The organism is Noviherbaspirillum agri (assembly GCF_054780595.1).
In genome coordinates, this window is the sequence record NZ_BAAGWA010000001.1 from 411664 (window position 1) to 436319 (window position 24656).

At 60.8% G+C, this 24656-nt stretch carries 24 protein-coding genes; 15 read left to right on the forward strand and 9 right to left on the reverse strand.

What is annotated here, in order from left to right:
- The first annotated feature begins 107 nt into the window (after positions 1-107).
- On the forward strand, positions 108-1145 hold the full coding sequence (locus ACYVIA_RS01770) for an AraC family transcriptional regulator (protein ID WP_460837294.1): 1038 nt from the start codon (positions 108-110) through the stop codon (positions 1143-1145).
- Positions 1146-1989: 844 nt separating this feature from the next.
- Complete coding sequence (locus ACYVIA_RS01775; protein WP_460837297.1) at positions 1990-3219, forward strand: polyhydroxyalkanoate depolymerase; 1230 nt, start codon at positions 1990-1992, stop codon at positions 3217-3219.
- Between the two features lie 75 nt (positions 3220-3294).
- Here ACYVIA_RS01775 and ACYVIA_RS01780 read toward each other — a convergent pair whose 3' ends face one another.
- The 3 genes from ACYVIA_RS01780 to ACYVIA_RS01790 all read right to left on the reverse strand — a co-directional run bounded on the left by ACYVIA_RS01780 (position 3295) and on the right by ACYVIA_RS01790 (position 6562).
- On the reverse strand, positions 3295-4491 hold the full coding sequence (locus tag ACYVIA_RS01780) for an acetate/propionate family kinase (protein WP_460837299.1): 1197 nt from the start codon (positions 4489-4491) through the stop codon (positions 3295-3297).
- Complete coding sequence (locus ACYVIA_RS01785) at positions 4488-5894, reverse strand: bifunctional enoyl-CoA hydratase/phosphate acetyltransferase (RefSeq protein ID WP_460837300.1); 1407 nt, start codon at positions 5892-5894, stop codon at positions 4488-4490. The genes ACYVIA_RS01780 and ACYVIA_RS01785 overlap by 4 nt, the downstream gene beginning before the upstream one ends.
- Before the next feature lie 206 nt (positions 5895-6100).
- Positions 6101-6562, reverse strand: a complete 462-nt coding sequence (locus ACYVIA_RS01790; RefSeq protein WP_460837303.1) for a hemerythrin domain-containing protein — start codon at positions 6560-6562, stop codon at positions 6101-6103.
- A gap of 490 nt (positions 6563-7052) precedes the next feature.
- On the opposite strand from ACYVIA_RS01790, the gene ACYVIA_RS01795 reads away from it, so the two are divergent.
- From ACYVIA_RS01795 to ACYVIA_RS01855, 13 genes are all read left to right on the forward strand, one after another.
- Positions 7053-7715, forward strand: coding sequence for a Crp/Fnr family transcriptional regulator (locus tag ACYVIA_RS01795; protein ID WP_460837305.1), 663 nt, complete (start codon positions 7053-7055; stop codon positions 7713-7715).
- A gap of 307 nt (positions 7716-8022) precedes the next feature.
- Positions 8023-8658, forward strand: coding sequence for a cytochrome c biogenesis heme-transporting ATPase CcmA (ccmA, locus tag ACYVIA_RS01800; RefSeq protein WP_460837307.1), 636 nt, complete (start codon positions 8023-8025; stop codon positions 8656-8658).
- The gene (gene ccmB / locus ACYVIA_RS01805; RefSeq protein WP_460837308.1) at positions 8652-9320 is read left to right on the forward strand and encodes a heme exporter protein CcmB; all 669 of its coding nucleotides are present in this window, start codon (positions 8652-8654) and stop codon (positions 9318-9320) included. The genes ccmA and ccmB overlap by 7 nt, the downstream gene beginning before the upstream one ends.
- Before the next feature lie 408 nt (positions 9321-9728).
- Complete coding sequence (locus ACYVIA_RS01810) at positions 9729-10493, forward strand: heme ABC transporter permease (RefSeq protein ID WP_460837628.1); 765 nt, start codon at positions 9729-9731, stop codon at positions 10491-10493.
- Entirely contained in the window at positions 10490-10684 is a 195-nt protein-coding gene (gene ccmD, locus ACYVIA_RS01815) for a heme exporter protein CcmD (RefSeq protein ID WP_460837309.1), read from the forward strand. Before ACYVIA_RS01810 ends, ccmD begins: the two co-directional genes overlap by 4 nt.
- Positions 10668-11189 carry a cytochrome c maturation protein CcmE gene (ccmE, locus tag ACYVIA_RS01820; RefSeq protein ID WP_460837311.1) on the forward strand — a complete coding sequence of 174 codons (522 nt, stop codon included), beginning with the start codon at positions 10668-10670 and terminating at the stop codon, positions 11187-11189. The genes ccmD and ccmE overlap by 17 nt, the downstream gene beginning before the upstream one ends.
- The gene (locus ACYVIA_RS01825; RefSeq protein ID WP_460837313.1) at positions 11190-13178 is read left to right on the forward strand and encodes a heme lyase CcmF/NrfE family subunit; all 1989 of its coding nucleotides are present in this window, start codon (positions 11190-11192) and stop codon (positions 13176-13178) included.
- Positions 13179-13193: 15 nt separating this feature from the next.
- On the forward strand, positions 13194-13721 hold the full coding sequence (locus ACYVIA_RS01830; RefSeq protein ID WP_460837315.1) for a DsbE family thiol:disulfide interchange protein: 528 nt from the start codon (positions 13194-13196) through the stop codon (positions 13719-13721).
- Positions 13714-14184 (forward strand): cytochrome c-type biogenesis protein, encoded by a 471-nt coding sequence (locus ACYVIA_RS01835; RefSeq protein WP_460837317.1) that lies wholly within the window; start codon positions 13714-13716, stop codon positions 14182-14184. The genes ACYVIA_RS01830 and ACYVIA_RS01835 overlap by 8 nt, the downstream gene beginning before the upstream one ends.
- Positions 14181-15422, forward strand: a complete 1242-nt coding sequence (gene ccmI, locus ACYVIA_RS01840; RefSeq protein ID WP_460837319.1) for a c-type cytochrome biogenesis protein CcmI — start codon at positions 14181-14183, stop codon at positions 15420-15422. Before ACYVIA_RS01835 ends, ccmI begins: the two co-directional genes overlap by 4 nt.
- Positions 15423-15669: 247 nt before the next feature.
- Positions 15670-15927 (forward strand): hypothetical protein, encoded by a 258-nt coding sequence (locus tag ACYVIA_RS01845; RefSeq protein WP_460837321.1) that lies wholly within the window; start codon positions 15670-15672, stop codon positions 15925-15927.
- Between the two features lie 241 nt (positions 15928-16168).
- A complete protein-coding gene (locus ACYVIA_RS01850) occupies positions 16169-16447 on the forward strand; it encodes a hypothetical protein (protein WP_460837323.1) in 279 nt (92 codons plus the stop codon).
- Between the two features lie 287 nt (positions 16448-16734).
- Positions 16735-16944 (forward strand): cold-shock protein, encoded by a 210-nt coding sequence (locus ACYVIA_RS01855; RefSeq protein ID WP_460837325.1) that lies wholly within the window; start codon positions 16735-16737, stop codon positions 16942-16944.
- Positions 16945-17160: 216 nt separating this feature from the next.
- On the opposite strand, the gene ACYVIA_RS01860 is transcribed toward ACYVIA_RS01855, so the two are convergent.
- From ACYVIA_RS01860 to ACYVIA_RS01885, 6 genes are all read right to left on the reverse strand, one after another.
- On the reverse strand, positions 17161-18378 hold the full coding sequence (locus ACYVIA_RS01860; RefSeq protein ID WP_460837327.1) for an extracellular catalytic domain type 1 short-chain-length polyhydroxyalkanoate depolymerase: 1218 nt from the start codon (positions 18376-18378) through the stop codon (positions 17161-17163).
- Positions 18379-18396: 18 nt separating this feature from the next.
- Positions 18397-18822, reverse strand: coding sequence for a CopG family transcriptional regulator (locus ACYVIA_RS01865; protein WP_460837329.1), 426 nt, complete (start codon positions 18820-18822; stop codon positions 18397-18399).
- Positions 18823-19066: 244 nt separating this feature from the next.
- Positions 19067-20986, reverse strand: a complete 1920-nt coding sequence (locus tag ACYVIA_RS01870; RefSeq protein WP_460837331.1) for a diguanylate cyclase — start codon at positions 20984-20986, stop codon at positions 19067-19069.
- Between the two features lie 160 nt (positions 20987-21146).
- Entirely contained in the window at positions 21147-21650 is a 504-nt protein-coding gene (locus ACYVIA_RS01875; RefSeq protein ID WP_460837334.1) for a GNAT family N-acetyltransferase, read from the reverse strand.
- Positions 21651-21730: 80 nt separating this feature from the next.
- Positions 21731-24436, reverse strand: coding sequence for a magnesium-translocating P-type ATPase (gene mgtA, locus ACYVIA_RS01880; RefSeq protein ID WP_460837336.1), 2706 nt, complete (start codon positions 24434-24436; stop codon positions 21731-21733).
- A 16-nt stretch (positions 24437-24452) separates the two neighbouring features.
- Positions 24453-24650 carry a hypothetical protein gene (locus ACYVIA_RS01885; protein WP_460837337.1) on the reverse strand — a complete coding sequence of 66 codons (198 nt, stop codon included), beginning with the start codon at positions 24648-24650 and terminating at the stop codon, positions 24453-24455.
- Positions 24651-24656: the final 6 nt, after the last annotated feature.

Consider the following 24656-nt stretch of genomic DNA (forward strand, 5'->3'; position numbering starts at 1 on the left):
GCTCCTTCTCCACCATTTGGTTGTTGTTTATACTGCATCGAAGCTTAGCGAAGCGTTCACCGCTACGTATTGCGGATTCATGACACCCGACTTGTTCAAATATGCCAATGCCTGCTCCCGATCACATTGACGGAAAAAGCGGCCGGGTCTCCGGTCCGTACCTGCAGCCGTTGCTGGAGGCGGCGCAAGCGCGCGGCGTTTCCGTGAAGGAGCTGGCGCAGGCGGCCGGTCTGCGGGAAGACGCGCTCGATCCCTTGCCGCAGTCGCTGGCCGCCATCGACTATGTGCGCCTCCTGGACAAGGGCGCGGAGCTGGCGCGCGACCCCCATTTCGGCCTGCATGTGGGCGAATGCGTCAAGCTCGGCACCTACAACGTGTACGGCCTGATCCTTCTCAGCTGCCGCGACTTCGGCCAGGCGTTCCAGCAGACGCTGCGCTTCGAGGGGCTGGCGCACGACCTCGGTCGCTCTGCATTGCGGTTGGAGGACGGTATCGCGGAGTACGGCTGGACCAGTGCGATTCCTTCCGCCAGCCGGCATCTGGTGGAAAGCGTGTTCGCCGGCATCAAGGTGTTCGGCAACTGGCTGGCAGGAACGACACTGCCGCCCGCGCAAGTCGCTTTTGCACATGCTGCGCCGGAGGACTGCAGCGAGCATCGGCGAATTCTCGGCGAGGCCGTCACCTTCGGTGCCGCCGCGCACACAGCGCGCTTTGATGCGGCACTGCTGGCTTGGCCGGTGCGCAATGCCGATGTCAGCCTGTATCCGGTGCTGCAGCAGCATGCGGAGCGCCTGCTGCAGGAAAAGATGCGGGCCCAGGCCGACGGAGGCATCGTCGCGATCGTGCGTGCGGCGATCCTGCGCAACCTGTCGCAGGATTGTGCCCGCCTGTCACTGATCGCGCAGGAGATGGGCATAACCCCGCGCACGCTGCAGAGGAAGCTGGCGGAGGCGGGGATCAACTTCCAGCAACTGCTGGACCGTACACGCCACGAGCTGGCCGTGGACTACCTGCGGCAAAACAAGCTGAGCCTGGCGGAAATCGCTTTCATGCTCGGCTATCAGGAGCAGAGCTCCTTTACCCACGCCTTCAAGGAATGGACCGGCGTAAATCCGGGCGCCTATCGGTCGCAAGCCGGCGTCTAGCGCGCCTGATCTGCTCGTCGACGATTCAGCTGTTCTTCTGTTTGGCACCTTCTGCATCACAATTCCTGTCACCCATCTCCGACTGTCGACCGTGTAGGGCTGCTGCATAGGTCAAAGGCGTGCCTTGCCGTCACTGCCTTGTTGTCGCTCGCGTTGAGCATGGCGGCGTCCATGACGAAGGCATTCGCAGCCTGCCTTTGTTTTGCACGCGCCCCGCAGATACGGTTGTTCTCGCAAACAAGACTGCCTTCTCATTTCCGGGAAGGAAATAGTCGCAAAAACTCGCTTTGCATCGCGTGGCGACGAAATCCCGCGATAAATCAGCGGCGCAAGCCACATTTCGATGCTGGCCTGCAATTTGCTTAAGTGAAATGGCTTGCATGCAGTACGCAGGCTATGACGCCGCACCCCGGGTATTGGCTTGCCCGAGGAACGACATCCACCGAATTCTTGCGTCCTTTGTTCGCGACGGACGCTTCCGGATCGAGATGCGGTCAATGCGCAGGATCGCTTTTGATGGCGCAAGCGCAGAGCAGATCGTCCGGCCGTAATGGTTTTAACCGTGTTGTCTCCTTCCAAGAAATTGGGAGCCTCCTTGACCGCCTGTTCGCAGGCGGTCTTTTTTTTCCGCAATCCGCCTACAGAAGGCTGGCATGTAACTTGTAAGCCAATTCCTGTTGGAAATAATTCCGAAAGGAATCTTGGGCGCACGTACTCTTTTCCGGTGCTCCACCGTGTGCTCCGTAGCCGGCAGGCAGAGCCCCAACTCTTCCGTATTTGCATGCGATGAAGGGCGAGGTGCCGGCTGCCGGAACATTGAATCGACAAACAAGGCGACGACGCGATGCTTTATCAAATACATGAGCTCCAACATGCCGCCATCAACCCGTTCGCGCAATGGGCAGACGCGGTTTCCCACTTGTTCAGCAGTTCCGTTTCCCCGCTTGCCTACACGCCTTTTGCACAGAACATCGCTGCTGGTGCGGAACTGATGTACCGGCTCGGCAAGGACTATAAAAAACCCGCCTTCAATATCGATTCGACCACCGTCCGCGGGCAGGTGATCGGCATTGACGAAGAAACGGTCAGCAGCAAGCCGTTCTGCAACCTGCTCCATTTCAGGAAGCGCCTGACCGAGAAGCAGCATGCGGAGCTCGACCAGCCGAAGCTGCTGCTGGTCGCGCCGCTGTCCGGGCATCACGCGACGCTGCTGCGTGACACCGTACGGGTACTGCTGCACGAGCATGATGTCTACATCACCGACTGGATCGACGCACGCATGGTGCCGGTGTCCCAAGGGCCGTTCCACCTGCACGACTATGTGTTCTACGTGCAGGATTACATCCGCATGCTCGGCCCCGACGTGCATGTGATGGCAATCTGCCAGCCGACCGTTCCCGTGCTGGGGGCGGTATCGCTCATGGCATCGGAGGGCGACATCCAGCCGCGCACGATGATCCTGATGGGCGGCCCGATCGACGGGCGCATATCGCCGACCGAGGTCAACAAGCTGGCGATGGAAAAGCCGTATTCCTGGTTCGAGACGACCGTGATCGACGTCGTGCCGTTCAACTATCCCGGCGCCGGGCGCCGCGTATATCCGGGTTTCCTGCAGCATGCCGGGTTCATTGCGATGAACCCGGAAAAGCACATGGAAAGCTACCTGCATTTCTACGAGGAGCGCCTGCACGGCCATGCGGCAGATGCGCACCTGAAGTTTTACGATGAATACAACGCGGTGCTCGACATGGCCGCCGAGTTCTACCTCGAAACGATCAAGGTGGTGTTCCAGGACTTCGCGCTCCCCAAGGGCGCCTGGGAGGTGTGCGGCAAGCTGGTGCGTCCGCACGACATCAAGGATGTCGCATTGCTGACGGTGGAAGGTGGCCGCGACGACATCTGCGGACCGGGACAGACCAAGGCGGCGCACGGTCTGTGCAAGTCGATCCCGGCTTCGAAGAAACTGCATTACCAGGAACCCGACAGCGGCCACTACGGTATTTTCTCGGGCCGCCGCTGGCGCGAGAGCATCTGCCCGCAGGTCAACGCGTTCATCAACGCCCATCGCGGATAAGACTCCGGACTGGTGGCGGCGACAAATGAAAAAACGGCGGCCGAGGCCGCCGTTGTTGCTCTTAAAGGTTTGTAGCTAGCTGATCAAGCGCGCCGCATCTTGCGCAGCCACGCGGCCTTCATCCGTCGGCACCACCCAGATCTCGACGCTGCTGTCCTTCGCATGGATCGGCATGATCTCGTCCTTCGTGGCTGTCCGATTCGCCTCGTCATCGATGTGGAGTCCGAGGTAGGACAGGGCGTCGCAGGCATTTTTTCGCAGCGCCGTGTCATGCTCGCCGATGCCGCCGGTAAAGGCGATGGCATCCACGCCGTTCAGGCAGGCCGTCAATGCGCCGCATTCGCGCACCAGGCGATGCGTGAACATGTCGATCGCGAGCCGGGCGCCGGGCGCATTGCTCGTCTGAAGGGTGCGCATGTCGGCTGATATGCCGGACACGCCGCGCAGCCCCGACTCGCGGTACAGCGTGCGCTCCAGCTGCTCCCATGTCCATCCCTGGCGCAGCAGGTGCAGCAGCACGCCCGGATCGATTGCGCCGCTGCGCGTGCCCATCATCAGGCCGTCCAGCGCGGAGAATCCCATCGTGGTCGCCACACTCTTGCCGTTGGCCACGGCGCACGCGCTGGCGCCATTGCCGAGGTGGGCGATCACCATGCGCCCCTGCGCACGCGGCGTTCGTTCCAGCATGCGGTCGGTTACATAACGGTACGACAGCCCGTGGAAGCCGTAACGGCGGATGCCGGCGTCATGCAGCGCCTGCGGCAATGCGAACAGATACTCCGCCTGCGGCAGCGTCGCATGGAAGGCGGTGTCGAAGCAGCCGATCTGCGGCAGCTCGGGATAGCTCTTCCTGAATGCGCGGACGCCCGCAAGGTTGTGCGGCTGGTGCAACGGCGCCAGTGATGACAGCGAAGTCAGGTAGGCGAGCGTTTCCTCGTTGAGCACCACCGATTCTGCGAAGCGCTCGCCGCCATGCACGATGCGGTGCGCAATCGCGGTGACGCGGATGCCGTGCGCATGCTTGTCGAGCACCGCCTCGAGCGCGACCAGCGCGCGCTCGTGCGGGCTGCCTTCACCGGCCTCCAGCGTCTCGGTGCTGTCGCCGTCCTTGCCGGCGATCTTGATAACGGGCGATCCGCCGGCTTCGAGTCCCTCGATGTTGCCCGACAGGCGAGCCGTGCCGATGTCGTGGCCGTTCTGCGGATAAAGCGCGAACTTCAGCGAGGATGAACCGGCGTTGACCGCGAGGATGGCGTCCAGGCCCGACCTCATGGCTTGACCTCGCGGTTTTTATGGGCGAGCAGCAGGGCCAGCGCGGCGGAGGCCACGCGCGCATTGGCGCTGTCGGCACGGCTGGTCAGCGCGATCGGAATGCGCGCGCCGAGCACGATGCCGCAGGTGGTCGCACCGGCGAGGTATTCAAGCTGCTTGGCCAGCATGTTGCCGGACTCAAGATCCGGCACCGCAAGGATGTCGGCATTGCCGGCGACCTTGGACTTGATGCCCTTGATGCGCACGGCTTCCATTGACACCGCATTGTCGAAGGCCAGCGGGCCGTCAAGGTTGGCGCCGGTGATCTGGCCGCGGTCGGCCATCTTGCACAGCGCGGCCGCGTCCAGTGTCGACTGCATCTTCACGTTGACGGTTTCCACCGCGGACAGGATTGCCACGTTGGGAAGCTCGTTGCCGAGCGCGTGCGACAGGTTGATCGCGTTCTGGATGATGTCCGCCTTCTCTTCGAGCGTCGGCTTGATGTTGATGGCGGCGTCGGTGATCAGCAGCGGCTTGTCATACATCGGCACGTCGAAGCGGAACACGTGCGACAGGCGGCGCTTGGTGCGCAGCGCGCGGGTGGTGACCACCGCGCTCATCAGTTCGTCGGTATGCAGGCTGCCCTTCATCAGCGCCTCGACCTCGCCGTTGGCCGCCATCTCTGCAGCGCGCTGGGCAGCAGCGACGCTGTGCTCGACGTTCAGGACGTCCATGCCCTTGAGGTCCACGCCGGCGGCTTCCGCCACGGCGCGCAGCTTCGCCTCTGGCGCGATCAGCACCGGGACGATGAGGCCGAAGTGCGCTGCATTGACGGCACCGCGCAGCGACTCCGGATCGCAGGGATGCACGACGCCGCAGCGCACTGCCGTCAGGTGCGCCATGCTGGCCAGCAGCGCATCGAGGCGGGCTTGCGGATCGAAGGTGCGGATCTGCGGCACGTGGATCGCATGGCGGCGGACCTTTTCCGTCGGCGCCAGCACCACGGCGGTACCGGACAGGACCAGCTTGCCGGTCTGGTTGACGACCTGGCAGTCGAGCGTCACGCGCCTGGTGGCGTCGTCCTTTGCCGTGACGGTGGCGATGACGGTTAGGGTGTCGCCGACGCGCACCGGCAAGGCGAAGTGCAGCGTCTGGTCGACATAGACGGTGCCCGCGCCGGGAAAAGTAGTGCCGAGCAGGCTGGAGATCAGCGTTGCGCCCCACATGCCGTGTGCGACGACACCGTTGAACAGGGTCTGGACCGCAAACTCGGCATCCATGTGGGTCGGGTTGTAATCGCCGGAGACTGCCGCGAAAGCCTGTATGTCCGACAGTGCCAGGGTGCGCACGAGGCGCTGTGACTGGCCGATCGACAGTTCGTCGTACGTGACGTTTTCAATGTAGCTGGATGTGGGGTTGTTCATGGCAAACGTATTGGTATGTTTGTTGTCCGATAGGGGAGGCGATAACGTCCGACCCAGGTGCAGAAAATCCAGGTCGCGCCTCAAGCAAGTAGCATGCCTCTCGCCCGGTGTGCCTCAGCGCCCGATGGGAGCAGGCACGAACGTTCTGCATCGTTCTGCGTTATGTAACGCATGCCGGCAGCGAAAGACAGAGTCTGCTTCTTGACTTAGACGCGCGCGCCGGGTTCCCGGAACGTGTTCATCGCATGGAGGATCTGCTGGCGCTTTGCGGACAGGTGCAGGACTTTGTCCAGTAGCGGATACAGCATTTGTCCTTCTTTCATTTCGTGCTGCTGCAGTAGAAGAGTATATGTTTCGGCATGAATCAGGAACTCGACAGCATCCCTATGAGCGATGGAACCTGACATGCGGTCGACCATACCGCGTATCTCGCCGTGTTCGTTACGCAGAATCGCGAGCGGTCCTTCAGGGTGGCGAAACGCTTGCTCGAATGCAGGAAACAGTATTCCTTCTTCCATGCTCATGTGACGCTCGAGGGCGGCAGCGAACAGGCAGAAGCTGGTTTCGCCGTCCTGCCAGTTCCTGTCAATGACTGCACCTGTCGCGCGCATGAACAAGGCATCGCAGTGCTGATGATCGAGCAATAACCGGTCACAAATTGTTTCCATGACGTCGCCCTCAGGAGGTATTGCAATTTTGATTACTCTTCCGGTAAAGATCTTTGACCCAGGTTATGAAGATGCGACAAGTCGCGAAAAGAGGCCCGGTTGGGGAGTAGTTGGCGGCCTGCGGCGCTTCCGGCACATCGTTGCAAGTCTTTACAAATATTTTGGACAGTTTGGGCCACTCCTTTTCCACACTTCGGGCCAACTTGATCTAAATCATTCAAATTGCGGTGTAGAACGCTATCCTTGCGTACGATATTGATGTTCCTCAAAGGGTTTTGCTTCAGTCGGCAAGGTGATGCCGGCTTTTCCCGGCAAACCCGACACCAGGGTGTTTCGCAATAGGCGCCTGGTCTCAAGGAATGGACGATGACAGACATTCAACAGAATGCGCCGTCGTCGGAACTGAATAGTATTGCCCCAGAATCAGGACGAGGTTTCCAAGATGAGAATAGAGCGCACCAGGTCGATGAGAGATGACTCCGTGCAGAATTTGAAGAGGATTCTGGCAAACACCTCGCTGTTTCACTCGCTCAATGAGCAGCAGCTTGACGAGATCACCGCTGCTACCCATCCGATCCGCGCTGCGACGAACACCTGCGTGGTTAATCCGGGCGATATGCCGAACGGCGTCTTCCTAGTCGTGTACGGGCAAGTGAAAGTCGGATTCGACCGCAAGGACGGCAGCGAAAAGACGCTCTGCATTCTCGGCCAGAACAAATGCTTCGGACTCGGGGAAATGCTGCTTGAACGGCCCCATCTGGCCTTCGTGAAAACCACGACCGACTCGATGCTGCTGCATACCACGCGCGAGAGGGTGCTGGAAGTGGCAAAGAACAATTTCACATTTGCGCAGGAGCTGATGGTCTGCGTCGGCAGGCAGCTCTATACGCTGACGCGCGATATCGAGAGCTACTCCTTGCAGACTGCGAAACAGCGCGTCGGTGGTTACCTTTTGCGCCAGAGTCAGCAACAGGGCTCGGATTCCATCGAACTGGTGGCCAGCAAGACCTTGATTGCCTCGCGCCTGAGCCTAACTCCGGAGACCTTGTCGCGCCTGCTGCATGATTTCTCCTCGGACGGGATCATTTCGATGACCGGGCGGCGCATCAAGATTCTCGATTTCGAAAAGATGGGCGCACTGATGACGTCGTAAGCATGCATTCCGTCCGGCCAGTAAAACGGCTGCATGCGCAGGAAGGAACTTCATGAACACCAGGAAATCTTACCGGCGCCTGAGATGCATTGCGTTTCAGAACGGTGATGCCGCTCGCGGAGTTGCAATTCTTCCTACATGGGGGCGTCGCGACAGATAGAATATGTGCTGTGAGGCAATTTTGTGCTTCGCAAAAAAGACATTTGTTGCAAATGAATCATCTTATGGCGCAATCACTATCATCATCTCCAGCGGACTCCATCCGCTCTTGCCTGGCCTTGCCCGGCAAGCCCGAAAAAAGGCCCGAATGACACTGCAGGCTCATCAACTTACTTGCATCCGCGGCGACCTCCAGCTTTTTTCCGATCTTAGCTTTGAAATCCAGCCGGGCGACGCCATGTGGGTCGCAGGGACCAACGGTAGCGGCAAGACCAGCCTGCTGCGCATGCTGTGCGGACTGTCGGTGCCTGCCGCCGGCGAAGTGCGCTGGAACGGCCGCGACATTCGCCGCCTGCGTGAGGAATTCTGCAGCAACCTGATTTACCTGGGACATGCCAACGGTGTGAAGGACGATCTGCTCGCATGGGAAAACCTGGTCGTTTCGGCCACGCTGGCGGGGCATTCTGTCACCGATGACGCGGCGCATGAGGCGCTGGATCAGCTCGGCCTCGGCCGTGCTGCGGACCTGCCGACGCGGGCACTGTCGCAGGGACAGCGCAAGCGCGTGGCGCTGGCTCGCCTGTCGCTCGGCATGGCCGCACCGCTCTGGATCCTCGACGAGCCGTTCACTGCGCTCGACAAGAGTGCTGTTACTGCCTTGTGCGGCACGATCAGCAAGCATCTCGCCGGCGGCGGCATGGTTGTCTATACAACCCACCAGGAAATCGACCTGCACGCCAGGCGCGCATTGCGGCTGGACTTGAATGAGGGGCAGGTATGCTGAAGGCATTGTTGTGCGTGATCCGGCGTGACTTGCTGCTGGCATTCCGTCGCCGTTCCGATGTGCTGACGACGTTGTTCTTTTTTATTATCGTCGCCAGCCTGTTCCCGCTTGGGGTCGGGCCGGAACAGCAGCTGTTGCGCACCATGGCGCCCGGCATCCTCTGGGTCGCGGCGCTGCTGGCATCCATGCTCGCGCTCGGCCGCCTGTTTGCACTTGACTATGCCGACGGCACGCTGGAACAGATGGTGCTGTCCTCGGAACCGCTGACCGTGATCGTGGTGGGGAAGGTCATCGCGCACTGGCTGGTATCCGGCTTCCCGCTGGTGCTGCTGGCGCCGGTTCTGGCAGTACAGTTTGACTTGCCGGCAGCGTCAGTGGCAGTGCTGTTTGTCAGCCTCCTGCTGGGGACGCCGGTGCTGAGCCTGGTCGGCTCCATCGGTGCCGCATTGACGCTCGGCGTGCGCGGTGGAGGCGTGCTGGTGTCGCTGCTGGTGCTGCCGCTGTATGTGCCGGTACTGATCTTCGGTGCCGGTGCCGTTGGGGCCGAAGCCTCCGGTGTAGGCGCGACCGCGCACCTCCTGCTGCTCGGCGGTGCGCTGGCCGGCGCGGTGGCACTGACGCCCTGGGCGACTGCGGCGGGCTTGCGCATCGCATTGGAGTAAATGGCATGTGCCTGATAGCGCCTGTCGGAAAATGCTGTCGATTGCTTCCGGAAATCCGCTGCAATGAATTTCGGAAATTGTCCGACAATACGGGCGACGCACGGACATGTGATATATCGGTGCAGCGTGGCTGGCATAGCAGCAATGTAGTAATGCAGAAGTGACAGGTTGCAACCTTATGGCATGTCGATTGCTTTTGGGGTGACCGAGTGGTACATCGTTGTGCGAGTGGCAGTGGATGTTGTGCCGGAAATGCTGTAGGTGCGAATCCGATGCCGCAGTAGGCCAGAGTCGGTGGTGGGTTTTTCCCGGAAGTGGGAATGGCTTAGTCAGGATTTCCGCAGGTTAGCGCCTGAAAGTGGCAAGAAAACTTATTGGAGTATTGCAGTAGTGTCTACGACCAACCAAATTGTGTCCGGCAGGCTGGAATCCAGCGGCGCAGGATTCTTTAAATATGCATCGCCCCAAACGTTTTTCCCTCTTGCGGGAAAAATGATTCCCTGGTTTGCGGCAGCAGCGGTCATCCTGACCATCATCGGTTTCTATATCGGTTTCTTCGTTGCTCCGACTGATCACCAGCAGGGCGAGTCCTACCGCATCATCTTCCTGCATGTGCCGGCCGCCTGGATGTCGATGTTCATTTACATCGTGATGGCATTCTGGGCAGGCGTCGGGCTGGTGCTCAATACACGTCTGTCATCGATGATGGCGACCGCGCTGGCGCCGACCGGAGCCATGTTCACTTTCGTTGCGCTCTGGACGGGGGCGCTGTGGGGCAAGCCGACCTGGGGTACCTGGTGGGTATGGGATGCGCGCCTGACGTCCGAACTGATCCTGCTGTTCCTGTACATCGGCTTCATGGCGCTGCAGGCATCGATCGACGATGCGCGCCGCGCGGACAAGGCAGGCGCGGTGCTGGCGCTGGTGGGTGTGGTGAACGTACCGATCATTTATTTTTCCGTGCAGTGGTGGAACACATTGCACCAGGGCTCGTCTGTCAGTATGACGAAGGCGCCGAGCATGGCGATGACGATGCTGCTTGGCATGCTGATCATGGCGCTGGCCTCCTGGGCCTACACGATTGCGGTGGCTTTGATGCGCGTGCGCTGCATCATGCTCGAACGCGAAAAGCATACCGACTGGGTCAAGGAATATGTGGAGAAAAACGCATGAACTGGAATAGCTGGAGCGACTTCTTTGCGATGGGCGGTTATGCGCTCTACGTATGGGGCTCGGTTTTAATGACGATCGTCCTGATCGCAGGCGAGGTTGTGGCGCTGCGCATGCGCCGCAGCGCCCTGCTGAAGATGTATGGACGCTGGATTCGCAATTCTCGGAGGGAACGTAATGAAGACAAGGCATAAGCGCCTGGTTCTGGTCGCTGCAGGTCTTGGCACCCTGGGCTTGGCCGCATGGCTGGTACTGTCGGCATTTCAGCAGAACATGGTGTTCTTCTTCACGCCGACGCAGGTATTTTCCGGTGAGGCGCCGAAGGGCCGCAGCTTCCGTATCGGCGGCATGGTCGAAGAGGGCAGCATCAAGCGCCAGGCCGATGGCGTGACCGTCAGCTTTATCGTGACCGACTCCGCGAAGCAGATTCCCGTGACGTACAAGGGCATCCTGCCTGACCTGTTCAAGGAAGGCAAAGGCGTGGTGGCGCAGGGCAAGCTGAGCGAAGACGGCAAGTTCACGGCGGACGAAGTGCTTGCCAAGCATGATGAAAACTATATGCCGCCCGAGGCTGCCTATGCGGTCGAGCAGGCGCACAAAAATGCCGCTGAAGCGAAAGACGGCGCAGCGTCGCCGGCAGGCGCGGTCGCCCCTGCAAGCGCTGCGGCAGGCACCGAAACCGCAAAGGATGTGAAATAAATGATTCCTGAACTTGGCAATTTTGCACTGATGCTGGCGCTGGCAATCGCGCTCGCACAGGGCATCCTTCCGATCGCCGGATCGTTCAACGGAAACCGCCAATGGATGGCGGTCGCACGGCCTGCAACGGCCGGGCAGTTCGTACTGATTACCTTTGCCTTCGCTTGCCTGGTGTATTCGTTCATCACGAACGATTTTTCAGTGCATAACGTCGCCTCCAACTCCAACTCCAACCTGCCGATCTATTACCGTATCGCCGCCTCCTGGGGCAGCCATGAAGGTTCATTGCTGCTGTGGGCCTACATGCTGGCCGGCTGGAGCTTTGCAGTCGCCGCGCTGAGCCGCCAGTTGCCGGACGAAACCGTGGCGCGCGTACTCGGCGTGCTGGGGCTGGTCAGTGTCGGCTTCCTTGCCTTCCTGTTGTTCACCTCCAATCCGTTTGACCGGCTGCTGCCGGCCGCGCCGGATGGCCGCGACCTGAACCCGCTGCTGCAGGACTTCGGCATGATCATCCATCCGCCGCTGCTGTACATGGGCTATGTCGGTTTCTCGGTGGCCTTCGCGTTTGCGATCGCGGCGCTGATGGGCGGACAGCTGGATGCGGCCTGGGCGCGCTGGTCGCGTCCGTGGACCACGATCGCGTGGATGTTCCTGACGCTGGGCATCTTCATGGGCAGCTTCTGGGCCTATTACGAGCTGGGCTGGGGCGGCTGGTGGTTCTGGGATCCGGTCGAAAATGCTTCCTTCATGCCGTGGCTGGTCGGCACTGCGCTGATCCACTCGCTCGCCGTGACGGAAAAGCGCGGCAGCTTCAAGAACTGGACCGTGCTGCTGGCCATCATCGCCTTCTCGCTGTCGCTGCTGGGCACCTTCCTGGTCCGTTCCGGTGTGCTGACTTCGGTACACGCATTCGCTACCGATCCGGAGCGCGGCACGTTCATCCTGATCTTCCTCGCCATCGTCATCGGCGGCTCGCTGCTGCTGTATGCGTGGCGCGCGCCGAGCGTCGGCCTCGGCGGCCGCTTTGCGCTGATCTCACGCGAGTCTATGCTGCTGGTCAACAACGTGCTGCTTCTGGTGGCTTGCGGCACTGTGCTGCTGGGCACGCTGTATCCGCTGTTCCTCGACGCGCTCGGCCTGGGCAAGATCTCCGTCGGTCCACCTTATTTCGAGGCAGTGTTTGTTCCGCTGATGATTCCGGTATTGCTGCTGGTTGGCGTCGGCCCGTTCGCACGCTGGAAAGAGCATTCCCTGTCGGATCTGCTGCGTCGCTTGCGCTGGGTGGCGTTGGCATCGGTCGGCCTGGCGATTGCGATTGCCGTGGTCCTTGCCGCATCGCCAATGGTAACGGTCGGCATCTCGTTCGCCGTCTGGATCGTTTTCACCTCCATCTCGCACATCGTCGAGCGCGCACGGCATGCGCCGGCCGGCATGCCGCTGTCCAAGCGCTTGTCGCGTGAGCCGCGCAGCTACTGGGCCATGCTGATTGCCCATGCCGGCATCGGCGTGTTCGTGGTTGGCGTAACCATGGTCAATGGCTTCGATGACGCCAAGGACGTCCACATGCGTCCCGGCGACACGACGAGTGTCAATGGCTACACCTTTGCCTTCTCTGACCTGCAGGAAGTGAAGGGCCCGAACTATGTCGCTGCACGCGGCACCTTTGACATCACCTACGAGGGCAAGAAGCTGACCACGCTGCATCCGGAAAAGCGCATGTACGTCGTGCAGCAGATGCCGATGACGGAAGCCGGAATCGACCGCGGCTTTACTCGCGACCTGTACGTCTCGCTGGGCGAGTCGACGAAGGACGGCGCCTGGATCGTTCGTGTGCAGCACAAACCGTTTGTCGGCTGGATCTGGGGCGGTTGCCTGATCATGTCCTTCGGCGGGCTGCTGGCCGCAACGGACCGCCGCTACCGGGTTGCTGCGCGTCAGGCGAAACTGGCCGCGCAACAGGCTGCCGCGCTCAAGACTGCAAACGCATAAACATCGTCAAGGACCATGAAAAGATTCCTACTGCCGCTCGGTATTTTCCTTGCCCTGCTGGTTTTCCTCGGCATCGGGTTGCGCCTGAATCCGCGTGAAATTCCGTCACCCTTCATCGGCAAGCCGGCGCCGTCCTTCAAGCTGGCGCAGCTGCACGAGCCGGACAAGACGATCTCGCCGCAGGACATGGCGGGACAGGTGTGGATGCTCAATGTGTGGGCTTCCTGGTGCGTGTCCTGCCGTGCCGAGCACCCGGTCCTGATGGATTTCGTGAAGACCAACACGATTCCGGTCGTCGGTCTCAACTACAAGGATGGCCGTGACGACGGCATCAAGTGGCTGCGCGATTTCGGCAATCCATACCTGACGTCGGCGTTCGACAACGATGGCCGCGTCGGCATCGACTATGGCGTATACGGCGTTCCGGAGACATTCATCATCGACAAGAAGGGTGTGATCCGCATGAAGCATATTGGCCCGCTGACACCGGACGCGATCGCCAACAAGATCATGCCCCTGATTAAAGAGTTGAAGAATGCGTAAACTGTTTTTCATCCTGATGCTGGCACTGGCCGCATTTGGCGCGCAGGCGAAGGAAGCACCGCCTGCGGCCGCCGATCCCGAGCTGGAAAAGCGGGTGATGGATCTGTCGCACGAACTGCGCTGCCTGGTATGCCAGAACCAGACGATCGCCGATTCGAATGCGGAGCTCGCCATCGACCTGAGGAACCAGGTGCGCGAGAAGCTCGCCAGCGGCATGTCCAACCAGGACGTGATCGACTATATGGTGGAACGCTACGGCGACTTCGTCCTCTATCGCCCGCCGGTCAAGGGAGCCACATGGCTGTTGTGGTTTGGCCCGTTCGTGTTGCTGGTGGTCGGCATCGGTGCGCTCGTGGTCAAGCTCAGAAACCGCCGCGCAGCGGAAGAAGCCTTGCCTGAAACAGAACTCCGGCGTGCAGCCTCATTGCTTGAAGGCGACACCGAAACGAAGGAAAAAGCATGACATTATTCTTTATTGGCGCCGTGCTGTTGATGGCGACGGCATTGGCATTTGTTTTGCCGCCGTTACTGCGCAAGGAGCAGGACGCCGGAGCACACCTGCACCGCGACCAGCTGAACCTGGCGGTCCTTCGCGACCAGTTGCGCGAGCTTGATGCCGACCTGGAAGCGGGCGTCATCGAAAAGGCGGCGTATGAGAGTGCGCGCCACGAGCTCGAGCGCCGCGTGGCAGAGGAGGTCAAACCCGAGGCGGCGTTACCGGCTTCCGCCGGGAGCCGCAAGAGCGCCATCGCTGTTGGCGTGCTGGTGCCGCTTCTCGCGATGGTTGTCTACGCTGCCGTTGGTTCGCCCGCAGGTCTTGATCCCGCGCAGCAGGTGGCGTCGGAGGAGAATTCGCACGAAGTGACTCCCGAGCAGATCGAAGGCATGGTGGCAGAGCTGGCACGGCGCATGGCGAACGACCCGGACAATGCGGAAGGCTGGCAGATGCTGGCGCGGTCCTATAATGCCCTCGGCCGGTTCGCGGAGGCGAGCGATGCCTACGCGAAGCTCGTCAAACTGATGCCGGATAACGCTGACGTGTACGCCGATTACGCCGACTCGCTTGCCATGGCGCAGAACCGTACCTTGCAGGGCGAGCCGGAGAAATTAATCGAGCGCGCACTGGAGATCGATCCCAAGAACGTCAAGGCGCTGGCGCTGCATGCGAGTGCTGCCTATGAGCGCAAGGACTATGCGAGCGCGGCGCAACGCTGGCAAAAGATCATGCCGCTGGTACCGCCGGACTCTGACATGGCGCGCGCGATCGCCAGCAATGTGGCCGAGATGCAAAGCCTGATGGGGCAGGCACCGGCAGAACAGGTGCCGCAAGCAGCATCACAGCAGGCTGCGGCCAGCGGCAAGCAGGTTGCCGGTACCGTGGACATCGATCCGGCATTGCGTGCGCAGGCAGCTGACACCGATACGGTATTCATCTTTGCGCGACCTGCGGAAGGCCCCCGCGTGCCCCTTGCCGTGATCCGCAAGCAGGTCAAGGACCTGCCGCTGGAGTTTGTGCTGGACGACAGCATGAGCATGACGCCGGAAGCAAAGCTGTCCGGCGCGCCAAAAGTAGTAGTCGGTGCACGCATATCCAAAACAGGCAGTGCAACGCCGGCGGCCGGCGACCTCGAGGGCATGACCGAACCGGTTGCTCCGGGCGCGACGAACCTGAAGATTCTGATCAACAAGCGTAACGGCTGACGCAGGAAGTTGCGGATCCAGGCGATGCAGGGATGCTGTCCCTGCATCGTTTTTTTTACGCCGTTTTCAACTGTGATGGGCGAAGTGAGGAAGCTGGAGCGGCTCTCATCGTCAGGGTATGCGTGACCAGCACAGGCTATTGCAGCGCATCGGGGTGGGAAGAAATATCAAGGTGTTGCAGGATGAATGGCTGCCCTGCTGCAGGACGAGTACACTGGGCAGATTCATTGATATCCGGGGAGGGCGCATGACGCAGGACGAAATTCTGGCTATGTTCAGGCAGCAATCGGACAGCATGCCGCATGCCTCTCCGCGATCGAATTCTGTCATCCTGAAGCTTGCGCAATTACTTGCAGACTCTCGCGGTCGTTTGTCCAAGGAAACGTTTGAAACCTTGGTGCGAATCGGTGGCGTGCTTTACAAGGAAGGGTTGGAACAGTTCGATGCCCGTTCGGATGTTGCAGCGATCATGAAGAAATCTGCAGCGAACCGAAAGCAGGATTAAGCTCCTTCGCCCGGAAAAACTGGCCACGCCAAAGAGGTGTCGGTGCACCGGTCTCGATGGTTCCGCCCGGCATACGACGGAATCGAGCTTCCGGCTGGTGAACAGTCCTGCACGCAACTTGCCACGCCAATCCGCATCCATCACTCTTCGTTGCCTCTCTTCACCCGAACACTGCGGTGTTCATTGTGCTTTTCGTGCTGGCACGTCTGATGCATTACTGATTCTCTTTTGAAAGGGGATCATGACCAAGTTCGAGATCATGGCACTGATCATGCGGAAGGAATGCCAGTTCGAGGTGGATGCCTTCACGCTTGCGGCCAAGCTAGCCACATGCCTGGAGTCCATCTCCGACCACGTGCGGGATGACGAACTGGCGGAACTGATCCAGATTGGCGGCGCCATTTATTACCGCGGTATTGAAGAATCGGGACAGCCGGTTTCGCTTGAGGATCTTTTTCCAGCGTGCGAAAACTGGCCGGTGCCAAACCCTAACCGCAGCGGGTTCCGCCAACGGCATTAGCGTGGGCAACGTTGTTATTGTGTGGAGGCAAGGTATGCATCCGGATCGAGGCCGGCCGGTCGCTTCGTGTCGGACAGCGTCAAAAATATATTCCGAAAGTGTTAGGTGATTCGACGCGCAGGGGGTATAGTGGCGCTTCGCACTTGCATCAAGTTGCTGTTTCTTTGTTGGTCTCGTTCCCGTCTTGCTCCTTCCAGAGCCATTCCTGTCTGATTCCCCCTTAGTCGTACCTTGGTTCCAAGTGTTTTTTGGCGCAAGCCTTGTTTTCACTTCGAAAGGTAATTTCAATGGGTACGCAAACCGGTACAGTCAAATGGTTCAACGATTCCAAGGGCTTCGGCTTTATCAAACCCGATGAAGGTGGCGAAGACCTCTTCGCGCACTTCGGTGACATCCAGGCCAATGGCTTCAAGACTCTGGCCGAGAACCAGCGGGTGTCGTTTGAGCGCGGCACCAGCCCCAAGGGTGCCAAGGCGATCAATATTCAAGTCATCTGAGATCGCTCCGTTTTTCTCCACGCCTTCAAGTGCGCAAGCACTGGGTGGTCAGGATTGATACGCGGTAGCCGGCGCCGGCACCATGCAGATAGCATGGGTTGGTGCGTGCACCGGTTTCGGGGCACCTAGCAGATAGCCTGGGTCTCGATATCAGCCACTGTGGAAAATGAAAGCCCGTCAATGACGGGCTTTCTTCATTTCCGGGCCGGCTCTTTGTCAGCTCGCGCGGCGCTGCGCGAGGAAGAAGCGCATCATTTCCGCCGATGCGTCCGGTCCTTTCGGATCGGTATACGAACCGCGCGTGCTGCCGCCGGACCATGCGTGTCCCGCGCCATGCACCACCCATTTCTCGCCAACAACGCCGCCCTGTGCATTGCGGATAACCGTCTTCGTATAGGTACGCCCGTTTGCTGCGGTGCCTTTCTCGACATCAATGCGCGCATTCCTTTCACTGGAAGCAGGCACGCATTGCGACACCACCTGATCGCCGTTCACGGGATGAACCGTCGTGTCACGGTCGCCGTGAAATACGATAGTCGGCACGGGAGTATCAAATGGCTTCGGCACGTGGGGCTGAAGGTGCGGCAGGCCGCCTTTTGGCTTGCGGTGCTTCATGGCTGCAAACGCAGACGGCATATCTTGTGCGACGCCGTAGGGCAGGCCGGAATGGACGCCTGCAGCGGTGTACAAATCGGGATAGGTCGCCGTCATGACGGCCGCCATGGCGCCACCGGCAGACAGGCCGGCGACGTAGATGCGGCTGGTGTCGACCTTGTGTGTGCGGATGATCTCGCGCGTGATATCGGCAATGATCGACGGCTCTCCTTGGTCCCGCCGCTGGTGGGTGGGCTGGAACCAGTTCCAGCAATGCGATCCGTTTGCACCCTTGGCTTGTGCGGGGTAGACAACGAAGCAGTTGTTTTCCTCGGCAAGCTTGTTCATGCCAGTGCCTGCGGCGAAATCATCCGGGTTCTGGGTGCAGCCATGCAGCATGACGACCAGCGGTAGCGGTTCTTCCTTGTATCCGCTCGGTATATACAGCTTGTACGTGCGTGTCCCGTTCCGGTTGGTGCAGGTGCCGGAAATGAACTGGCCCTTTTCGCCATGATCCTCGGTGGTAATCGGAATGTCGGTGACCTCGACATCCTCAACAGGCTGCCGTGCGGAGGACCCAGTCCACTTGCGGCCGGCTTCGGCAAAGCGTGCAAGCACCTCTTCGTGGGAGGAGGGCGAATTGATGTCGTGCATCTCCGGCATCTTGGGCAGGAACGCCGTCCAGTCGGCCTGGGGTGTTGCCTCGGGTGTGGCATCCGAGGCGGTGGTTGCGCCGTGGAGCGCGCGCTGAATGGCTGCGGTGGCGGCCATCGGGCCTTCGGATTGCAGCAATCGGGTGGCTTCGCGCATTTGCGCGAGGAAGCCTTCATTGATCTTCATGGATATCCTTCGTCGTCATTAATGAATCCGTCCGGCCAAGGCGGCCTTGACGGCGGGAGGCGCATGCAAGGCGCCCAGCACGGTGATCGAGTCGATCGTGGCCAGGGCCAGTTCGGGTGCAACGTCCGTGCCGATGCTGGCCAGCCCCAGCACCTGAATCTGCAGCATCTGTCCCGCATCGCGCACCGCCTCCAAGTCGGCGCGGGTGTAATGCTGCAAACCAAGGATGAGGCTCTTGCGTGCCACCGTTTGCCGGATGACATCTCCATGCATTTGGAGCTGGTTCCGGATCGCGGTGCGGATCAGGTCGGTGCGGTTGGAATAAAAACCTTCCTGCACCAGCAGGTCGATTTGTCCGAGGTCGACCGGACCCAGGTTAATGGTGATTTTTTCGGTTTCCGCGGGTTTCAGCCGGCGGTCTTGCGTTGCCAGTTCGTGCGCCATGATGTGCCTCCTTAAAGCTCAGACACACTCAAGGCCATCCGGTTCCCATCTATTTACCATCCGGTTGGATGGTGCGACTTAGTTTCGTGACAAATGGTGTTTGATTTGCATGAGACAAGGCACTTGCCCAAAGAGAAAAGGGCGTCGTACGGATGTCTGAAAAGAAAGATGGCGCCGGTCGAAACTGGCAGGCGCGCGCCATTAGTACACGTGCAGATCGTCAGACCGTTCCCTTAACTGCCTGTCAGGCGGACTGCTGCGTTGCTTCCTGCACGAGGTATTGCACCTGGTTCCTGCCAAGCCGCTTCGCGTCATACAAGGCCTTGTCGGCCGTTGAAATCAGGACTTCGTTGCTGGTGTTCGCCTCGGCGACCGTGCAGGCCACGCCGATACTGACCGTCACCGGTATCGGCGTGCCTTCATGCACGATCATCAGCGACGAAATTTGCGAAAGGATGGTTTCTGCGATGTGGATCGCCCCGGTCAGGTCGGTATTCGGCAGCAGGATGGCAAACTCCTCGCCGCCATAGCGGAAGGCTTCGTCGAGCGGACGCCGGATCAGGCTGCGGATTTCCTGCGCTACCTGCTTCAGGCAGGCGTCGCCGGCAAGATGCCCGAAGCTGTCGTTGATGCGCTTGAAGTGGTCGATATCCAGCATCAAGAGGCCGATGCTGTTGCGCGAATGGACGGCGCGCTGCCATTCGATTTCCAGCATCTCGTTGAAGCACGTACGGTTCTTGCAGCCGGTGAGGCCGTCGGTGCGGCTCAAGTCCTTCAGCTTTTCGCTTGCCACCGACAGGTTGCGCAGCGCGGTGTCGAGCTCCTGCGTCCTCTGCTGCACGCGGGCCTCGAGCATGTCGGTTGCTTCCTTCTGGATGCGCGCATTCTCTTCCTTCAGAATGCGCATGCGGTGCGCCAGCGCGAACGACAGCAGCGTAACTTCCAGCGCCGAGCCGACCTGCATGCCGTAGTCGGTGAGCGCGTTGCTCGGCAGCACATCGATCAGCCGCAGGATGAAGGCCATGCTGCCCGCCAGCAGCACCGCCCAGGCAAGCATGAAATAGCGCGCCTGTGCCAGGCCCAGCCGCAGGCACAGGACGCCGGTCACGAGAATGATGCAAAGACCGATCAGCGCGAGCGTGTTCGCCGCCCTGATCACCACGCCGTACGACAGCACGAAGGACGCTGCCATCATCGCCATCGCCAGCAGCAGGAAGATGCGGAAGACGAAGTCGAGCCGCGGCAGGTGGATCTTCAGCTGCAGGAATGCGCGTGTGAACTGAATGACACCCAGCCCGACGAAAGCGATGAAGAACGGGGTTGCCCGATTTCCCCACCATGGGTTGTCCGGCCACAGGTATTCGAACGCGAGTCCGTTGAGCGACATCTGGAACAGGATCCAGCCGCCGATGTACTGCAGGTAGTAGAGATAGCTCACATCCCTGATCGACAGGAAGATCATCAGGTTGTAGAAGAACATTGCGGCGAGGATGCCGTAGTAGACGCCCAGCCAGAGCTGTTCCTCCCGGTCCTGCGCGAGGAAGGCCTTCTCGCTCCACAGCACCAGCGGAATCAGCATCGCGCTCTGTGTCTTCACGCGCAAATACACATGCACTTCCTCGCCGCGAGGAAGGGGGACGCCAAAGGTGAAGTTATGGTGCCTGACCTCGCGCAGGCGAAAGGGCACGGTATCGCCGCCGTTGTACGTTACGACACGATTATCCGGATAGACGAGATAGACATCGACCTCGTCGAGCAGCGGATATTGCGCCTCGAGCATCCAGCGATTGGCAAGACCATCCTCGTTCCGCAGGTGAATGCGGAACCAGTAGGCGGATTCGGTGAACGAAAAGCTGAGGCGATCGGCCTTGGCGCGTATAAAGACTGGCGCCATTTTCTCGTCCAAGACGTCAGCAAGGCGAAGATGGCCGGTGCGGTCTTCGAGGTAGTCCAGATGATGGCCGAGCGGATATTTGTCGGAATCGTGGCGCAGCGTGAGTGCCTGCGCCGCGGCGATGCCGGGCAGGCCAAGAGAGAGCAGGGCCGTCAACAGGAATGCCAGCTGCAGGGAGAGAAGCCGCCGCCGGGGCGAGGACGGGCGGCACCGTGCCTGCCCCGCGCGAAGCCCGCGAACCATGCGTCGTACCCTGTTTGCCAGTCCCATCAAGCGGTCCTTGTCACAGACATGAGGGCGCGATGACCGTTGACCGCCTGTGCAGGAAGAAGCCGGTATGCGCCGAAATTGCTTTAATGCAATATTTCCGGGCGTCAAGTCTATCCGTGTTCAGGGAGCCTGTACAAGCTCGCCCGACAGACGGTCCCTTCTACCCGACAGCTTGCCCGGCTTCGTAACCAGGTGTGCTCATCAGGGGCAGGGCAAAGAACTTCGTGCCTGGCACAGGATCGGCGTAATAGGGATCCGTTTCCACAAAGCCGAGCGCCCGATACAGCGCCTGGGCGACCACCGTCTGCGGCACGGCATCCAGTATGAGCCTTGAGAATCCCAGCGAACGCGCCTTTGCGATCACGCAGCCAATCAGCCGTTCGCCGAGGGCGTGGCCTCGGTAAGGCGGGCGGACATAGAGTCGCTTCACTTCGGCGACGGCGCCGGAATTGCGGAGCAGGCCCGCGCAACCGGCGATGTCTGTGCCGGCCCGGGCGATGAAGAACATCCCGGAGGGAAGCGTAAACCTTGCATCAAACTCCGCCATCTCCTGCGCAAAGCCGCGATAGGAGAGATCCATATCCAGCCAGGCGACATATTCGCGGATAACGGCTTTCAGCTCCGGGCCGTCGGCGGGGAATTGGGCTTCGCGGATCGAAAACATGGCGAGGTTGGCGGAAACATAAACGCGAAAGTATTGAGGAAAAGGCAAGTGCAGGCAAGCACAGGCAAGTTTGTGACCCACTATACCCGGCGGCGCGTACGGCTGTAAAAACGCGACTTCACGGCTTCGGTCGTGAGGATGTAGGCGATGACGATGGCAATGGCGCTTGCCATGATCGGCGGCGGGAGTGGGGTGAGGCCGAACGCGCCCGCCACGCCCGGGATATAGGGAATCGCAAGTGCGGCGACCCCAACGAGAACGGTGGCGGTCAGCAGCAGGAGCCCCGGCATGCTGCGCCATGCCGGGCGCGTCGTGCGCAGCACGAGCACGACGGCCAGTTCGGTCAGCAGCGAAACGAGGAACCAGCTGGTCTGGAATACGGTTTCGCTGGCATCGAACACCATGCGCAGCACGAGGAAGGTGAGGATATCGAAGGCGGAGCTGATGAGGCCGAAGACAATCATGAAGCGCCGTACTTCCCGCATGTCCCATTCCTGCGATTGGCGCAGCCGCTCGGCATCGACCTTGTCGGTGGAGATCGCAATCGAGGGAATGTCCGACAGGAAGTTGTTGAGCAGGATCTGCTTGGCGCTCAAGGGCAGGAAGGGCAGGAAGGAGGTCGCCAGCGCCATGCTCATCATGTTGCCGAAGTTGGCGCTGGTGGTGACGCAGATGTATTTCAGGGTATTGGCGAAGGTCATACGGCCTTGCACGACGCCCTCGCGCAGCACGTCCAGGCCCGGGCGCAGCAGCACGATGTCGGCGGTATCGCGCGCCACGTCGACCGCATTGCTGACCGAGATGCCGACATCCGCGGCGTGCAGCGGCGGCGCATCGTTGATGCCGTCGCCGATATAACCCACGACATGGCGGCCGTGCTGCAGCGCGCGCACGATCCTTTCCTTCTGCTGCGGGTCGACTTCGGCAAACAGATCCGTCTCGGTGGCGCGATACCACAGGGACTCGTCATTGAGTCCCGCAATCTCCGCGCCGGTCAGCACGTTTTCATGCGCCAGGCCGAGCTCGGCAGCAACATGCGCGGCGACATGGCGGTTGTCGCCGGTGATGATCTTGACCTTGATCCCGAGTGCCGCCAGTTCCGCCACGTTTTCGCGCACGCCGCGCCGCACCGGGTCAAAGAACAGCAGGAAGCCCTCGAAGCACATCGCCGATTCGTCGTCGTGCCCATAGTCGGCCCGCGGCTCGCTACGGCGGCTTGCCACCGCCAGCACGCGCATGCCCTGGCGTCCCTGCTGCTGGTAATACGCATCCAGCCGCGCGCGCCAGCCGTCGTCCAGCGGCTGCTCCTGCTCATCGCTGCGCACATGGCTGCAGATGCCTATTACTGATGCGAAAGCACCCTTGGTGATGATGTGATGTTCGGATGCATCTTGCAGTTCGACGACGATGGTCAGTCGCTTGCGGATGAAGTCGTATGGGATTTCGTCGATCTTGCGCACGCCGTCCGCGGTCATTCCCTCGCGTGTGCCCATATCGACGAGTGCCGCGTCGAGCGGGTTGTCGATGCCCGTTTCCAGCGCGGCATTGAGGAAGGCCAGCCGGCGCACGCCGGCAGAGGTGACGCCGGCTGGATCCACGGCGTCGTTAAGTGAAATCACACCTTCGGTCAGCGTGCCGGTTTTGTCGGTGCACAGCACGTCCATGCTGCCAAGGTTTTCGATCGCCTCGGGATGCCGGACGATCACGCCGCATGCGGCCATCGCTCGCGCGCCGTGCGACAGCGTCACGCTGACGATGGCGGGAAGCAGCTCTGGCGACAGGCCGACGGCAAGCGCCACGGCAAACAGTAGCGACTCCATCAGCGGCCGGTCGAGGAACTGGTTCATGCCCAGCACGAAAATGATGGTGAAGAGCATGATGCGCACCAGCAGGTAGCCGAAGTGCCGCACGCCGCGGTTGAAGTCGGTTTCCGGCGGGTTTTCCTTCAGGCTCGCAGCGATGGCGCCGAAAGCCGTCCGTCGCCCGGTTTCGGCGATGAGGACGCTCGCTGTGCCGCTGCGTACCGATGTGCCGGCAAACACGCAGTTGCTGCGAGCGCCCGGTGGGGAGTCTGCTGCGACGACACCGGGCCGTTTCTCGACGGGGAAGGGTTCGCCCGTCAGGCTGGCTTCGCTCACGAGGAAGTCGGTCGCCTCAAGTATCACCCCGTCGGCTGGCACGAGGTTGCCGGCGGAGAGCCGGACAATGTCGCCCGGCACGATGGAGGCAACGGGCAACGTGCGCAGCCTGCCGTTGCGCAGCACGCGGGCCGTGATCGCAAGTTGCTGACGCAGCTTCGCGACGGCATTGGAGGCGCGATATTCCTGCGAGAAGCCCAGCAGGATGCTGCCGGTGACAATGGCGAGGATGATGCCGGCATCGGTCCAGTCGCCCAGGCCGATCGACACGATGGCGCCGAAGACCAGGATCAGGACCAGCGGACTGGACGTCTGCCGCCACAGCAGGGACAGCACCTTGCCGTTGGCATGTTCATCGACCGCGTTCGGCCCCAGCCTGCGCAGGCGTACCTCGGCCTCTTGCGTGGTCAGCCCTTCAAGGCGGCTGGCCAGGGTGTCGAAGAGTTCGCCGGCAGTGCGGCTCCAGTAGGGAAAAGACGGGGGATGCGAATGATGGGAGGCGCTGAAAGCGCCGGAAGCACCGGAAACGCCGGAAGCACCTGCCGCCTGGAAATGATGCTCAGTGTGCCCGGCGTGCGGCGGAGAGGGAGATGGGGTTGGAGCCAGTGGTGCGGCGTCCGGTTGCCTGTCGTCTGTGGGGCTCCCCATGCGGGTTTCTCCCGGATCAGTGCCTGCGGAAACTGAACACGCAGCTGCCGCGCCGGCAGCGCCGGTCGCCGGAAGGCTTGTCCGTACTGCCGGATGGCGGTGCAGACGGAGAAGACAGTGATTTCGCGCAATACGAAAACAGGTGGTTCATCTGTATCCACTGCGGATCGCAGCGGTCTTCCTGTTCGTCCAGTCTGATTGGGGCGTCTTGCATAGGTTT